Below are 14,048 nucleotides of genomic sequence, written 5' to 3' on the forward strand. Positions count from 1 at the left end.
AACGGCAGCAGGCTGCCGTGGTCCAGTCTCCTGTGAGTTATGCTGGTAAAGTTTCAATCCTATGTGCACTGGCGGGAGCAAAGTTTCTGCCGGTCGTTGAGGTCCTCCAGGTAGCGCTGGGCCTGAAGGGCGGCCATGGCTCCCGTACCTGCGGCAGTGATGGCCTGACGGAAATGGGGATCCTGCACGTCTCCGGCGGCAAAGACTCCCGGGATGTTGGTCTCGGTGAAATTGCGGGTGACCAGAAAACTTTCCTTGTCCATGTCGAGCTGGCCTTTGAAGAGCTCCGTGTTGGGATGGTGGCCGATGGCGATAAAGAGGCCGTCACAGTCCAGCGCGTCTTCGCGGCCGTCGGTAAGGTTGCGGATGTTTACGCCCGTTACTCCCCGCGTTTTGTCGCCCTGGATGGCGGTAATGACCGAGTTCAGGCGGAAGCTGATCTTGTCGTTGTCCTGGGCGCGCCGCTGCAGAGGCGGTGAAGCACGTAGGCTGTCGCGGCGGTGAACCACGGTGACCTTGCGGGCGAAGCGGGTGAGGAAAGAGGCTTCTTCCATGGCGGTATCGCCGCCGCCGACGATGACGACCTCCTTGTCGCGGTAGAAAAAGCCGTCGCAGGTGGCGCACACGGAGACACCGCGGCCGTAAAGGTCCCATTCGTTGGACAGCCCCAGCATTTTGGGGGAGGCGCCCGTGGCAATGATGAGAGCGCGACAAGTGAGTTGATCTTCGCCGACCCAGAGGCGAAAGGGGCAGCAGCCCACTTCGACCCTGGTGACCTGCCCCTGCAGAAATTCAGCGCCGAACCGCTGCGCCTGCGCTTCAAACCTCTGCATCAGCTCATTGCCGTCTATCCCCTCGGGAAACCCGGGGAAGTTGTCGATATTGGTCGTGGTCGTGAGTTGGCCCCCCGGCTGCTGTCCATAAACCAGCAGCGGCCTGAGATTGGCGCGGGCGGCATAGGTGGCGGCGGTCAGTCCGGCCGGGCCGGAACCGAGGATGATGACATCACGAATATCAGGGGATGCGGACATGCAGCGACTCCTCGAACTGTTCTTCAGCGTGATAGGATGAGCGCACCAGGGGACCGGCCTCGACATGGGCAAAGCCGAGAGCGGTGGCGGTCTCTTTCCAGGCGGCGAATTCCGCCGGCGGCACATAACGCCGCACGGGGTGATGGTTGCGACTTGGCGCCAGGTACTGGCCGATTGTCAGCAGTTCGACGCCGCAGTCACGCAGGTCGCGCAGCACAGCGACCACTTCCGCCTCCTCTTCACCCAAGCCGAGCATGATCCCCGTTTTAAGGGGGGTCTGAGGTGCCTTTCCAGTAACTTCACGTAAAAGCTGCAAGGAACGGCTATAGGAGGCGCCCTGCCGGACCTCGGGATAGAACCGCGGTACCGTTTCAATGTTGTGGCCGAGGATGTCCGGCCCCGCGGCCAGGATGGTGTGCAGCGCCGCCAAATTGCCGCCCAAATCCGGAATCAGCAATTCGACGCGACAGCCCGGCGCCAGAGAGCGAAAGGCTTCAACCAGCGCGGCAAAGTGAGCGGCGCCGCCATCGGCCAGGTCGTCCCGGGTGACGGAGGTGACCACGGCGTGTTTCAGACCGAGTTCGGCGGCGGCACTAGCCACCTTGAACGGTTCTTCGGCATCGACGGGCAAGGGGGGGGCACCGGCCACATTACAGAAAGTACAGTTTCTGGTGCAGCGGTCGCCCAGAATCATAAAAGTGGCGACGCCGCGGCTCCAGCACTCGCCCTGGTTGGGGCAGGCGGCACTGCGGCAGACAGAGTGAAGCCCCTGCTGGCGGTGGTAGCGGTCGATGCGGGCGTACTGAGGCCCGGCGGGGAACCGGACTTTGAGCCAGTCAGGTTTGCGTTCAGGTCGTTGCTTCATAGGCTCCTGCGTGCGTGCTGTCAAAGACCCTGGCAAAGGCCGGAATCAACTGCTCCTCGACCTCAGACAGGGCGATTCTGCGGCCAAGCAACTGTTCCATCGAGGTCATGGCCACCCCGGTCAGCCCGCAGGGGACGATGTGGGAGAAACCGGCGGTCTGCTCGCTGACATTGAGGGCGAATCCGTGCCAGGTCACCCACTGGCGTACACCCACGCCGATGGAGGCGATTTTTTTTTCACCGACCCACACCCCCGTCTTTCCTTCAACCCGCCGGCCCGTGATGGCGAAGGCCGCCAGAGTGTCGATCAACATCTCTTCCAGGCGTCGCAGATAGAGATGCAGGTCCCGGTTGAGGGGCTGCAGATCGACGATGGGATAGCCGATGAGCTGTCCCGGGCCATGGTAGGTGACATCGCCGCCGCGACCGGTGTGAAAAACCGCGAGGCCCATACTTTCAAGATCGGCGGGGGCAGTCAGCAGATGACTCTCCTGGCCGCGGCGTCCGAGCGTAATAACCGGTGGATGTTCGAGCAGCAGCAGGATGTCCTCCTGTCCCTCTCGCCGGGCGAGCAGGAGCTGCTCCTGAATAGAGAGGCCCAGGCGGTAGCTGACCCGCCCGGGCCTCAGGGTAAAGAATCGTCTCATCATAAAGGACGTGCAGAGATGAGGATTTCAGGCCTTTTCAAAGCTGGCTTTGCCGGCGCCGCAATCGGGGCAGACCCAATCGTCTGGGAGATCATTGAAAGAAGTACCGGCGCTTATTCCCCCACTCGGGTCGCCCAGAGCGGGGTCATAGACGTAGCCACAGATGGTGCAGATGTATCTATCCATTGAAGCAAATCTCCTTTGGCGGGATCACATTTTTTCAAATTCGGACTTGTCGGCGCCACACAGGGGGCAGACCCAGTCCTCCGGCAGTTCTTCAAAGGGGGTGCCCGGATCGACGCCGTTTTCCGGATCGCCGGCGGCGGGGTCATAGATGTAATCACAGATAAGGCAACGGTATTTGTCCATAATACGATCCTCCGAAGCAAGGGTTTTGTTTGGCGGGGCCGATAAAAATCTCCCATCTATTCTAGACGAAATCCTCGTCTTGACAAGGGGTCTATTCCGTCATGGTCGCGGGGCGAAGGGGCGTTCCCTCCGGCACGATCTTGACGAAACGGGTACGGCAGTGGGAAACGACGCGGCTCACCCAGTCGGCCTCCTCCATCTGGTCCGAGTGGAGCAGTTCGCGGTGATACTGCATCAGCAGTTCATTGATGTGGTTGACGTCCTCTTCTTCGAGGCTGCGAATTTCCACACCAGAGCCCTGGGCCAGCCGCCGCCGCAGTGCTTCGCGGGTCATGTGCATTTCGGCGTCGAGATGGCAGTAGACGACGCCGCCAGTCATGCCCGAGCAGATCCAGGGTCCGGGGTCGCCGAGAACAACAACGCGACCGGCTGTCATATATTCGAAGGCAAATCCCTTGAGGTTGGCCCGCCCGGCGATATTGCCGGCGCTGTCATCGAGGGGACGACGGATGCGGCCTCCCAGGACCACATCGGCCCCCGACAGGCGAATGCAGGCCCGGCTGTCGGCGTCCCCCTGGATGAGGAAGGTGCCGCCGAGGGCGCCGTAAGCCAGCCCTTTGCCGACGGAGCCGCCGACGCGGAAGCCGTTGCGGTTCTCTCCTTTCAGAATGACGATCTTGCCGCCGCGAGCGGATTTGCCGAGACCATCCTGGGCGCCTCCCTCGACCCGGTAGTTGATGCGCGGGATATTGAAGGCAGCCAGGCCGTTGCCGGGGATGGAGTCACGGCGGAAATGAAGAAGGACTTCCTTTTCAGGGCCGTAGCGGTCCTCGGTGGTACCCCGGGTCATGGCGCCAGCCAGATAGGTACCCAAAGCCCGGTCCGAACTGCTGGCGCTGTCGTCGTTGTAGCGCACCCGATTTTCGCCCTCGTCAAAAGCCTTGGTGACGAGCGACGAGATGAGGGAGGTCAGGTAGTTGAGAGGTTTTCGAATGATGCGCACCTTGTTGAGAACGTCCGGCGTGGGGTCGCTCGGCGTCGGCGCTAGCAGCGCGTCGAGATCGAGCTGGTCCTGGCCCCGGTTCTGTGCCAACAGCTCTGCCCGGCCAACCAGGTCCTGGGTGCGGTGGAAGCCAAGCTTGGCCGTGATGATCTTGATCTCCTGCCCGAGGGCACGGAAGAAAGTTGTTTCGTAAATGATACCATTCTCGAGGACGCGAGGGACGAAGCGTTTGAGTCCCCGCTGTTCGGCCTCCGCCGCACTCTCGATCTGGGTGGCGATGCCGACATGGCAGGTGTCGAGATGGCAGCCACGACAGGTGGTGCAGCCGATGACCACCATGGCCAGGGTGCCGAAGCCGACTCGATTGGCCCCCAGAAGCATGAGCTTGACCACGTCGCGTCCGCTGCGGGCGCCGCCGTCGGCCCAGATTTCCAGGCGGTCGCGCATGCCGGCGCTTACCAGGGCTCGATGGGCTTCGCGGACGCCGATCTCCGCCGGCAGGCCGACGAACTTGATGGCGTGCTTGCGGGCGGCGCCGGTGCCACCGCTGTACCCGCTGACGGTGAGGATGTCGGCGCCGGCCTTGGCGACGCCCATGGCGATGGTGCCGATACCGGCCACGGCCGGCACCTTGACCGAAATACGGGCCCGCGGATTGGCGGTGCGCAGTTCCTCGATGATCTGGGCCAGATCCTCGATGGAGTAGATATCGTGATTGTTGGAGGGCGAAATCAGGGCCACACCCGGCGTGGCATTGCGGGCGGCGGCAATCTTGGCCGTGACCTTGAAACCGGGCAGATGACCGCCTTCGCCCGGCTTGGCCCCCTGGCCCACCTTGATTTCGAGAAAGTCGGCGGAATTGAGCAGATCCATGTGCACGCCGAAACGGCCCGAGGCGATCTGCTGACCGCGATTGGCGCGATAGCGCCCCAGCATGTCGGCAATTTCTCCTCCTTCACCATTCATGCAGATGATATTGAGACGCTTGGCCGCTTCGGCGTAGATGCGGAAAGGGGTCTCCCCCTGCGAGCCGAAACTCATGGCGGAGATGAGGATGGGCAGATCATGGTGGCCGATGGTCGCGTCGACCTCTTCGGGATCAACGGTCAGCTCCGGGGTAAAACGGAAATCGACGAGATGGCGGATGGCAAGGGGATTTTCCGTTTCCAGTTCACGAATAAGCCGGGAGAGGTCGGCATAGCTCTCCTCCATCTTGGCGACGGCGCCGACCATTTTCCAGATGCGTGGATAGAGGCGAAACTGGGCGGGTACCGGCTGTTTTTGCTGGCTGCGGGCGACAGTGCCGCGTTGGCGGTTGTCCTCTTCCAGCCTGGCCAGGGTCAGACCTCCCTTAGCGGTCCCGCAAAAATCGGGTGTTTCAAAGATGGCAGCGATCTCGGGAGACAGGCCGATGGAGGCGAAATATTTGCCGTAGCCGCCAATCTCGTGTGTCCCCATGGTGGAAATGACTTTTTCCAGCCCTTTACTCAGGACATCCAGCAGGTGGACAAGGCCCTTTTCTTCCTGGGTGGCGATTTCCCACATGAGGTAGGGGCAGAGAGCGTCGGCACCCATGCCCAGGGCCAGAATAAGGTCATGCAGGTTGCGCATTGCGCCGGAGCGCAACACCAGGGAGACCTGGCTTCGCAGGGAGACCCCGCCGCGGCTGCGGTTTTCTTTGAGCGCCTTGTGCAGACTGGCGACGACGAGATAGGGGTCGAGAAAGCTCCGGGTGGAAGAAAAGACCAGGGAGTCGTCGATGAGCAGCAGCAGTTTGCCACCGTTGGCGGCGGCCAGCGCTTCCTGAGCCAGCCTCTCCAGGGCTTGCTGCACCGTTTCTTCCCGACGCAGGCTACAGGAGAGGGCCCGATAGCGGGGACGCTGACCGCCGAAGTGATGCAGCAGCGCTTCCAGGGTGCAGGTGCCATGCTCCTTGGCTGCTTCTTCGTCGGCAGAGGTCGGCGCCTGTCGCCCTCCCCCTGTCAATAGGGGCGAGTCAAGTTCGACAGCCGGTCCCTTGCGGCCGCCGAGGCGGGGACGGGCACCAAGATAGACCCGAGTGGAAAAATGCTCCGACTCCCGCTCCCGGTCAATGGCCGGATTGGTAACCACGGCCACCTGTTCCTTGAAGTAGTCGGAGAGATTCTGACGGCCGCTGGCCAGAGCCGCCAGAGGTCCGTCATAGCCGAGGGAGGCGATGGGGTCCTGGCCGCTGCGGGCCATGTCGTCCAGATTGCGCAGATCGCTCTTTTTCCAGGCCAGGGCAGTCAGCAGGTTCTCCTGCACGAAGCTGCGGCTGCGGGCAAAGGAGACCGCCTCTTTCACCGGAGCGGTCTGCAGGTCCCGAGCCCGGGTCAACAGTTGCCCATGCTCATTTAGACGGGTTCTGCGGCTGAAAAGCCGGTAGACTTCCTGCCGCAAGATGTCGTGTTCCAGCAGCTCGACCTGCTGTCCGGCTTTAACCTGGAGGGCGACCTTTTCACCGGGTGCCAGTACCTTGGGGTCGGAGAGGATTTCCTCCTGCGGGACCACGCCGACCTCGGAAGAGACGAAGTATTCTTTTTCCGTCTCGCCGACCCAGAGGGGGCGCAGACCCATGGCGTCGACGCTGAAAACGCAGCTATCCTGGTGCCTGGCTATGATGGCAGCCGGTCCCTGGGCGCTGGCGGTGAGCAGGCGCCGAAAGACCCGATACATGTCCTGCAAGGGCTCAGGCAGGGTCTCCATGATGCTGAAGATCGGCGGAAAAACCATCTCCATGGCCTCGGCCAGGGTCAGGCCGACCTGGTGAATGAGGCCTTCGAGGAGGCGGTTGAGATCCTGGGAATCGCTGCCTCCCGGCGGCAGCGGGATGCCGAGGATGGCGGCCTCTTCGCGCAGACGGGCGATGGTGTTGATCTCGCCGTTGTGCCCGAGCAGGCTGAAGGGCTGGGCCCGCAGTACCGTCGGTAGCGTGTTGGTGGAAAAACGGCTGTGCCCGATGGTGACTGCCGACAGAAAATCACGGCGCTTGAGCTCCGGGTAGTAGCGTGGCAGGATTTCCGGAGCACCATGCACTTTGTAGGAAGCGATTTGGGTGGAGAGAGAGGCGACGTGTACCGGAAAGCGCTCTTCGATGTCGGCATGCAGCCGATAGAGGGTCGCTGGCGCTTTGTTTGGTTGAGGAAGCAGCAGCGCCACCTGCCAGAAACGGGGTTCGGTGCGCCGCGCCATGGCCGAAAGAAGCTCGTTGCGCACCGGGCCAGGCCGCTCGACCAGGATTTGGGCCCCAGCTTCGCGAAAGAGAGTCAGAATTTTTTCCTGCAGCTCGGGATCGTCGGCGAGAGCCTCTTTGGGCAGGAGGAAATGGCCGATGGCAAACCCTTTCGCATCGACAAGGTCCCCGTTGTGGCCAGCCCCCTTCAGAATGTCATGCCAGAGACGTCGCGGAATGTCGGTCAGGATGCCGCAGCCGTCCCCTTCACCGCTGATTTCGCCGGCCCGGTGTCCCATCTTGATGAGAGCCTCGATGGTTCGCTGCACGTTGCCATGGGTGGGGTGACCGGCCTTGTTGATGTAGGAAATAATGGCGCAGGCGTCCCTTTCGGGTGGCATCAGGCCGGAAGGATCATGGCTGGCGTTTTTCATGGGGACTCCCTTCAGGACGGTCGCTCAGTTAACCAGGCAGGCGACAAAAAAAGCGGGCACCGCCGGTGCCCGCCCGGAGCGGATCGGGGGGAAAAGTCAGGGCGGCCGCCTCAAATCATGTCGATGAGGCTCTTTACCGCCTTTTCGATCCCGTCAGCAGCTTCGCTGATGTGTCCTGCCAGCATGTAGGCCGGCGTGGTGATGATTTTGTTTTTTTGGTCGATGACGATTTCCCGCACGGGGCAGGTCACGTGCTTGCCCCCCATGGCCTCAAGGGCCTGGGCGGTTCCCTGGTCGCTGCCGATGGTGATTTCGGGTAAAAGACGGTCTTCCCCGAGAACCTTGGCGACAAGCGCCGGGGCGATGCAGATGGCCGCCAGGGGTTTTTTAGCCTGGACGATTTCCCGCATCAGCCGCGCCACTTCGGGGTTGACGGTGCAGTCGGACCCCTTGACGGCAAAATCGCACAGGTTCTTCGCTGCGCCGAAACCACCTGGTATGACGAGGGCGTCGATGTCCGCGGCCTTGACGTCCTTGAGGTTGCTGATTTTACCGCGGGCGATGCGGGCGGCCTCCTGCAGGACATTGCGCTGTTCGCCGGCGACGGGTTCGCCGGTGAGGTGGTTGATGACATGCATCTGGGGGATGTCGGGTGCCATGCAGACGGCTTCGGCTCCAGCTCGATCGATGGCCAGCAGGGTGAGGACGGTTTCGTAAATTTCGCTGCCGTCATAGACACCGCAACCGGAAAGAATGACGCCAATTTTTGCCATGGGACACCTCCTTTGTATGAACATATCCATTTTATGAACAGAAAAGTGGGCGATCGGTAGTCTGCTCTGGACTTTGTGTCTGGCCTGACTTGACAGCTTAGAAAAAATCCGGCGATTGTCAAGCCAACCTGCGATGAAACCGGAACGGTTTCCTGGTCAGCTTCGGGAGTAGAGCACCGCCACGGCTCGGGTGGGAAGATCGGTGGTGGCGATGTAGCCATGGGGCTCGGAGGAGTCGTAGTAGACCGAATCGCCGGGGTTGAGCTGCATGACCTGATCGCCGTAGCGGAATTCCAGCTGTCCCTCCAGTAGAAACAGGAACTCCTCGCCATCATGGTTTACCTGCAGATCGTCCCGCCACTGTCTGGCCTCAAATTCTACCACAAAGGGTTCCAGATGCCGGTTCTTTTTGCCGTAGGCCAATGAATGATAGCTGTAGGGGGGGCGTGGGTCACCGTGCTTGCTCCACTGGCGCAGTTGACGGCTTTCCCCCGCCCTGACCAGGATGCATTTTTCCGTATCGCCCTCTTCCTGAAAAAAGGTGTGGATTTCCACCTTGAAGGCCTTGGAGATGCGCAGCAGAGTCGCCAGCGGCGGGATGACCTGCTCGTTTTCAATCTGGGAAAGCAGGGGCTTGGACAGACCAGTGCCTTCGGCCAGATCCTGCAGGGTCATGCGGCGTTCCTGACGCATGCGGCGAATCTTCAGGCCGATTTGAAGCTCTTTCACCTCATCCCGGATGTTTTCCATAGAGCAGTTTACCTCACTGTTTTTGCACAGATTTTTACCCCCTGAATCCTGCGCAAGTCAAGGTATTTGTGATTCCGGCGCCAGGAAGAGCCCGGCGGGAACATAAACCCTTACGGCGGTCGCGCCATTTATGTTACTCTTGGCGCTATGAAAATGCCTGTAACGACCCCTATGGAAGCCTTTCCCGACACAGCCGAGCTCGTTGATGTCCGCGGGATATTTTTCGATCTAGACGGTACCCTGCTGGATGTGGAGATGTCCGCCTTTATCCCGGCCTACCTCAAGGGTCTGGCGGCGAGTTTCGCCGATGTGGCAACGCCGGAAAAGCTGGTCGACGTACTGCTGGGCACGACCTGGAGCCTTTTGGGCGGCAATGACGGCAGCCGTACTAACGAAGAGGCGTACCTTTTTGCCGTTCAAGAGAAGCTGGGCATCTCCCCTGATCTCTATCGTCATCGCCTGGCCGGGTATTTCCAGGAGGGGCTAGGTCACCTGGAAGAGCATGTACGACCGCTTCCCGTCGCCCGCGATATTCTGCAGGTCTGTTTCAATAAAGGGCTGACGGTCGTGGTCGCCACCAATCCCGTCTTCCCCCGACCCGTCGTGGATGCCCGCCTGGCCTGGGGGGGACTTCTCGGTTTCCCTTTCCAGCAGGTGACCAGCTACGAAAACAGCCGCTATTGCAAGCCTAATCCTCGTTATTTCACCTCTCTGCTGGAGGAGTTGGGGCTGCAGCCCTGGGAAACAATCATGGTTGGCAACGATACGGAGCATGACCTGGCGGCCAGGCAGGCGGGGATCCGCACCTTTCTGGTCGACACCTGGCTGGAGGACAGGACCCAAAACGGCTTTGTCACCGATTTTCGCGGCAGTCACGAGGACCTGCTGGATTTCGTGGAGGGGTTGGGCGCAAAAGCTGACAATAATTGACAGCATACCTGATTTTAGCTACTCTGCCGGAGACTCCTGCCGATGAAAGGAATGATCATGGGGATGATCGGAAGGTTGCTTTTTTTCCTGCTTTGTCTCCCCTTGCTGGCGGTGCTTCTGGCCGCCTGCGGAGAGAAGGAAAGGGAGACCCGCATCGCGACCTCGGTGCGCGACCAGCAGGCCAGACCGCCGGTGGAAGAGCCGGCCCCGGAGCTTCTCTCCACGCAGGCCTCTTTTATTGAAGTCTCGCAGAAGGTCACCCCCTCCGTCGTCAACATCAGCACGGCCCGGACCCGTTCGACCGAGGTTCTGCCACCCTTTTTCGAAGATTTTTTTGGGGAGTTCTTCCGGAGTCATCCCCCTGTCCAGCGCAAGGAGCAGAGCCTTGGCTCTGGCGTCATCATCAGTGCCGATGGCTTTATCCTCACCAATGAACATGTTATTCGCGGGGCCGAAGAGATCAAGGTCAAGCTTTCAGATCAACGTGTCTATGACGGTACTGTTATCGGCGGTGATCCCCGTACGGATGTCGCTGTTGTTAAAATTGACGCCAATGAGGATCTGCCGGCCGCCGTCCTCGGTAATTCGGATGACCTGAAGGTTGGGCAGTGGGCTTTGGCCATCGGCAATCCCTTCGGGTTGGATCGCACCCTGACGGTGGGCGTTATCTCGGCGACCGGCCGCACCAACGTCGGCATCGAGGACTATGAAGATTTCATCCAGACGGATGCCTCCATCAATCCGGGAAATTCGGGTGGACCTCTACTCAATATTTATGGAGAAGTGGTGGGGGTCAACACCGCCATCGTCGCCTCCGGGCAGGGAATCGGTTTTGCCATCCCGATCAACCTGGCTCGTTTGATTGCCGACCAGCTCATCGAAAAGGGTGAGGTGACACGCGGCTGGTTGGGTGTCAGCCTGCAGCCCCTGACAACGGAGCTGGCCCAATCCTTTGGTCTAAACAAGATCGGCGGCGCCCTGGTCAACCAGGTCTTTGATGATTCGCCGGCAGCCACAGCGGGAGTAAGGCGTGGCGATATTCTGCTGACCTTTGCCGGCAAGGAAATCCGCGGCGTGCGGGAACTTCAGCTCCTGGTCGCCAGCACCCCAGCCGGCAAAACCGAAATATTGGAGGTGCTGCGCGACGGCAAGATCATTGAGCTTGAGGTCAGACTCGCAGCCCAGAATGAAGGGTCGGCTCCGAAAATAGCCGCCGGGCAGAGCCGGGGTCTGGGGATGACCGTCACGTCCAATGCCGCTGCGCCGGGCGTGAAAGTGGTCAAGGTCGATGAAGGCAGCGCCGCGGCTCAGGCCGGTATCCGTGAAGGGGATGTCGTCCTCGCGGTGAATCACGAAGAGGTTAAAGATGCGGCAGCTTTCGAACGGACCGCGAAAAAGGTGACGGGAAGCAAGAATGTGGTTCTGCTGGTACAGCGTGGTCAAACCACCCTCTATCTGGCCTTCCCGGCGCCTTGATGGACCCGGTGACGCACTGATCGCCCTGAACTTTTAAAAAAGACACTTTTGAGGAGATAGCCATGGCCAGGCTGGTAGAAAACCCCGATCTCGCGTTTCGATTGGCGCGAGCCATCATTTCCGACATTGCCCTCTACAATCAGGAGAAGGTCAAGGACGGCATCAAAAACGACAACCTCTTCGATGTCCTCGCCGATGAACTGGCAGAGGGTCGGGAACATTTTTATACCCGGGTTGCGCCCGACCTCCCCAACCGGGATCATCTCTATGATCGCGCCATTGTCGATGTCATGGTCAAACAGGCGGGAAAAATTGAGAGTTCTATCTGGTAGATGGACGAACGTCACCAGTTTATCTTCAGACGGGGACGACCGCCCGAGCGACTGGACCATTTTCTGGCGGAACAGCTTCCCGACCTGACGCGGTCCCAGCTGAAAAAATTGATCGATGATGGCCGGATAACGCTCAATGGTGCCGCCGCCAAGCCGGGAGGGAAGCTGAAGGGAGGGGAGGAAATCGTCGTGACCCTGCCGCCCCCCGTCCCAGTCGAGGCCATTCCCCAGGAAATCCCTCTAAAGGTCCTTTACGAAGATTCCCACCTGATCGTGATTGACAAGCCGGCGGGGTTGGTGGTCCACCCGGCCCCCGGTCATCAACAGGGCACTCTGGTCAACGCGCTGCTGCATCACTGCCATGACCTCGCCGGGATCGGCGGCGAGTTGCGTCCCGGCATTGTGCACCGCCTCGACAAGGACACCTCGGGCGTCATGGTGGCAACCAAGGATGACGAAACCCATCACACGCTGGCAGCCCAGTTCAAGGCCCATTCCATCTGTCGGCGCTATGTCGCGCTGGTGCATGGCTTGTTCGAGAAAGACCGGGGCACGGTGGACAGTCCCATCGGCCGTCATCCGACCCAGCGCAAGAAGATGAGTACCCGGGCCCGGTCCGGGCGTCGGGCCGTCACCCACTGGCGGGTGCTTGAGCGTTTTGAGCTGGACAGACTCACCCTGGTGGAGTTGACCCTGGAAACGGGCCGCACCCATCAGATACGTGTTCACCTCTCCGGGTTGAATTACCCCATCGTTGGTGATCCTGTTTATGGTGGCAGCAGCCGCCTCGCATCGTTGAACGATGGCGACTTGCGGCGGCGGATTCAGGCTCTGGGCCGCCAGGCGCTGCATGCCCGGTTGCTGGGCTTTGTGCATCCCGCCAGTGGCGAGTATATGGAGTTCGCGAGCGCCCCGCCCGAGGATATGCGGAGCCTCCTCGCCTTTTTGCGTGAAAAGCACGGGCACCCCGCCGTGCTCTGGAATGAACCACAGGGCGCTTTCCCGTCGGAAGCGTCTCATCTTTAAGAAGTTACGGAGACAGCCTCACCATGAAACAGACACGCCAGGGCAAGCTCACCTATCTGCAGCCGGCATGGGCCGAGGGTCTTCCCCTCGCGGCCGGCTTCACTACCCGCAACGGCGGCGTCAGCCGTCCTCCCTACAATTCCCTGAATCTGGGATTCAATACCGATGATCCTGTTTACAATGTCGAGGGGAATCGCTCCAACCTCGCCCGTGCCTTTGACTTGCAGCCCCGTCAACTGCTGACGGTCAAGCAGGTTCACGGTACCGATGTGCTCATTATCGATGCGCCCAATCCGGACCTCTCCCATTTTCTCACCGTGGAGAGTGATGCGGTGATCACCAACCAGCCCGGCATCATGGTCGGCGTGCTGGTGGCTGACTGCTATCCTGTCCTGATTTACGATGCCAAGCGTAAAGTTGCCGGAGTGGTTCATGTGGGCTGGCGCGGGGCGGCGGCGGGCATCATCGCTAAGACCATCGGCGCCATGGAGATCAACTTCGGCTGCCAGGTCGAAGACCTTCTGGCGGCCATTGGTCCCGGTATCGGCGCCCACAAGTATGAGGTTGATCGTCCCGTGCGGGATGCTTTCCGCCAGGGCTCCGGTTTCTGGGGGGACATTGCCAAAGAAGTGAGTCTCGGTTGTTGGCAGCTGGATCTGAAAAAAAGCTGTCTGCTTCAGCTGGAGCAGGCGGGACTGAAGAGCGGTCAGATCACGGCGGTGCAGGAATGTACCTGCTGCCACCGGGAGCTCTTTTTTTCCTATCGCCGGGACAAGGGAGCGACGGGAAGGCAACTGGGCTTCATGCTGATCAAGTGACAGGGCCTTGCCCTGCTGGAAGAAATCGAGAAGGGGGAGCGTTATACGCTCCCCCTTCTTCGTTGCAAAGGCTATTTATTGCCGGTCGCCATTTTCTATGGTGGCCAGCTCTCCCCCCTTGAAGGTCAGAATACGCATGAAGCTGCCCGCACCCATGTCGTAGGTCCACTGCTCGACCACGACCTTGCGGGCGGAGCCGCTGCCGAGAAAGTAATCGAAGACCGTTTCTTCCCCCACGACATCCTTCAGCAATGGTTCGCCGCATTTCTGCAGCACTTCAATCTTGGTGGCTCCCTCGGAGATGACATAGCCGTCGCAGCGCATGCCCGCCGCCGCGGCGAAGAGGGGGGAAAGCAGAAGTGACAGGACGACAAGGACAGTTGTCTTTTTCATGAGCGGTTT

14 protein-coding genes are annotated in these 14,048 nt (G+C 60.5%); 5 read left to right on the forward strand and 9 right to left on the reverse strand.

The features are described from left to right. Nucleotides 1–59: 59 nt before the first annotated feature. From trxB to AOP6_RS02105, 8 genes are all read right to left on the reverse strand, one after another. Nucleotides 60–1,031: a thioredoxin-disulfide reductase gene (gene trxB / locus AOP6_RS02070; protein WP_213194716.1), complete on the reverse strand. Its 972-nt coding sequence runs from the start codon at nt 1,029–1,031 to the stop codon at nt 60–62. Further along, a complete protein-coding gene (gene lipA / locus AOP6_RS02075) occupies nt 1,015–1,896 on the reverse strand; it encodes a lipoyl synthase (protein ID WP_155874985.1) in 882 nt (293 codons plus the stop codon). The genes trxB and lipA overlap by 17 nt, the downstream gene beginning before the upstream one ends. Continuing rightward, nucleotides 1,880–2,545 (reverse strand): lipoyl(octanoyl) transferase LipB, encoded by a 666-nt coding sequence (gene lipB / locus AOP6_RS02080; protein ID WP_225897327.1) that lies wholly within the window; start codon nt 2,543–2,545, stop codon nt 1,880–1,882. The genes lipA and lipB overlap by 17 nt, the downstream gene beginning before the upstream one ends. Before the next feature lie 24 nt (nt 2,546–2,569). Continuing rightward, a complete protein-coding gene (rd, locus tag AOP6_RS02085) occupies nt 2,570–2,728 on the reverse strand; it encodes a rubredoxin (protein WP_155874986.1) in 159 nt (52 codons plus the stop codon). Nucleotides 2,729–2,752: 24 nt separating this feature from the next. Next, entirely contained in the window at nt 2,753–2,911 is a 159-nt protein-coding gene (gene rd, locus AOP6_RS02090) for a rubredoxin (RefSeq protein WP_155874987.1), read from the reverse strand. Between the two features lie 91 nt (nt 2,912–3,002). Beyond that, nucleotides 3,003–7,541, reverse strand: coding sequence for a glutamate synthase-related protein (locus tag AOP6_RS02095; protein WP_155874988.1), 4,539 nt, complete (start codon nt 7,539–7,541; stop codon nt 3,003–3,005). 110 nt (nt 7,542–7,651) lie between these two features. Continuing rightward, complete coding sequence (elbB, locus tag AOP6_RS02100; protein WP_155874989.1) at nt 7,652–8,314, reverse strand: isoprenoid biosynthesis glyoxalase ElbB; 663 nt, start codon at nt 8,312–8,314, stop codon at nt 7,652–7,654. Nucleotides 8,315–8,470: 156 nt separating this feature from the next. After that, nucleotides 8,471–9,064, reverse strand: coding sequence for a cupin domain-containing protein (locus tag AOP6_RS02105; RefSeq protein ID WP_155874990.1), 594 nt, complete (start codon nt 9,062–9,064; stop codon nt 8,471–8,473). Between the two features lie 147 nt (nt 9,065–9,211). On the opposite strand from AOP6_RS02105, the gene AOP6_RS02110 reads away from it, so the two are divergent. From AOP6_RS02110 to pgeF, 5 genes are all read left to right on the forward strand, one after another. After that, nucleotides 9,212–9,994: an HAD family hydrolase gene (locus AOP6_RS02110; RefSeq protein ID WP_155874991.1), complete on the forward strand. Its 783-nt coding sequence runs from the start codon at nt 9,212–9,214 to the stop codon at nt 9,992–9,994. 42 nt (nt 9,995–10,036) lie between these two features. Continuing rightward, the gene (locus AOP6_RS02115; protein WP_225897328.1) at nt 10,037–11,470 is read left to right on the forward strand and encodes a DegQ family serine endoprotease; all 1,434 of its coding nucleotides are present in this window, start codon (nt 10,037–10,039) and stop codon (nt 11,468–11,470) included. A gap of 62 nt (nt 11,471–11,532) precedes the next feature. Further along, nucleotides 11,533–11,802, forward strand: coding sequence for a hypothetical protein (locus AOP6_RS02120; protein ID WP_155874992.1), 270 nt, complete (start codon nt 11,533–11,535; stop codon nt 11,800–11,802). After that, nucleotides 11,803–12,828: an RluA family pseudouridine synthase gene (locus AOP6_RS02125; RefSeq protein ID WP_155874993.1), complete on the forward strand. Its 1,026-nt coding sequence runs from the start codon at nt 11,803–11,805 to the stop codon at nt 12,826–12,828. Nucleotides 12,829–12,851: 23 nt separating this feature from the next. Further along, nucleotides 12,852–13,646: a peptidoglycan editing factor PgeF gene (gene pgeF, locus AOP6_RS02130; protein WP_155874994.1), complete on the forward strand. Its 795-nt coding sequence runs from the start codon at nt 12,852–12,854 to the stop codon at nt 13,644–13,646. Between the two features lie 75 nt (nt 13,647–13,721). On the opposite strand, the gene AOP6_RS02135 is transcribed toward pgeF, so the two are convergent. Next, nucleotides 13,722–14,039 (reverse strand): DUF2845 domain-containing protein, encoded by a 318-nt coding sequence (locus AOP6_RS02135; RefSeq protein WP_155874995.1) that lies wholly within the window; start codon nt 14,037–14,039, stop codon nt 13,722–13,724. Nucleotides 14,040–14,048: the final 9 nt, after the last annotated feature.

Origin of the sequence: Desulfuromonas sp. AOP6 (assembly GCF_009731355.2) — a bacterium.
Taxonomy (GTDB): domain Bacteria; phylum Desulfobacterota; class Desulfuromonadia; order Desulfuromonadales; family SZUA-540; genus SZUA-540.

Excerpts from the sequence above, each read along its gene's own strand:
- AOP6_RS02115 (WP_225897328.1), top strand. The coding sequence starts at position 10,037 with ATGAAAGGAATGATCATGGGGATGATCGGAAGGTTGCTTTTTTTCCTG.
- trxB (WP_213194716.1), bottom strand. The coding sequence starts at position 1,031 with ATGTCCGCATCCCCTGATATTCGTGATGTCATCATCCTCGGTTCCGGC.
- lipB (WP_225897327.1), bottom strand. The coding sequence starts at position 2,545 with ATGATGAGACGATTCTTTACCCTGAGGCCCGGGCGGGTCAGCTACCGC.
- pgeF (WP_155874994.1), top strand. The coding sequence starts at position 12,852 with ATGAAACAGACACGCCAGGGCAAGCTCACCTATCTGCAGCCGGCATGG.
- AOP6_RS02125 (WP_155874993.1), top strand. The coding sequence starts at position 11,803 with ATGGACGAACGTCACCAGTTTATCTTCAGACGGGGACGACCGCCCGAG.
- AOP6_RS02110 (WP_155874991.1), top strand. The coding sequence starts at position 9,212 with ATGAAAATGCCTGTAACGACCCCTATGGAAGCCTTTCCCGACACAGCC.
- AOP6_RS02105 (WP_155874990.1), bottom strand. The coding sequence starts at position 9,064 with ATGGAAAACATCCGGGATGAGGTGAAAGAGCTTCAAATCGGCCTGAAG.
- AOP6_RS02135 (WP_155874995.1), bottom strand. The coding sequence starts at position 14,039 with ATGAAAAAGACAACTGTCCTTGTCGTCCTGTCACTTCTGCTTTCCCCC.
- rd (WP_155874987.1), bottom strand. The coding sequence starts at position 2,911 with ATGGACAAATACCGTTGCCTTATCTGTGATTACATCTATGACCCCGCC.
- lipA (WP_155874985.1), bottom strand. The coding sequence starts at position 1,896 with ATGAAGCAACGACCTGAACGCAAACCTGACTGGCTCAAAGTCCGGTTC.
- elbB (WP_155874989.1), bottom strand. The coding sequence starts at position 8,314 with ATGGCAAAAATTGGCGTCATTCTTTCCGGTTGCGGTGTCTATGACGGC.
- rd (WP_155874986.1), bottom strand. The coding sequence starts at position 2,728 with ATGGATAGATACATCTGCACCATCTGTGGCTACGTCTATGACCCCGCT.
- AOP6_RS02095 (WP_155874988.1), bottom strand. The coding sequence starts at position 7,541 with ATGAAAAACGCCAGCCATGATCCTTCCGGCCTGATGCCACCCGAAAGG.
- AOP6_RS02120 (WP_155874992.1), top strand. The coding sequence starts at position 11,533 with ATGGCCAGGCTGGTAGAAAACCCCGATCTCGCGTTTCGATTGGCGCGA.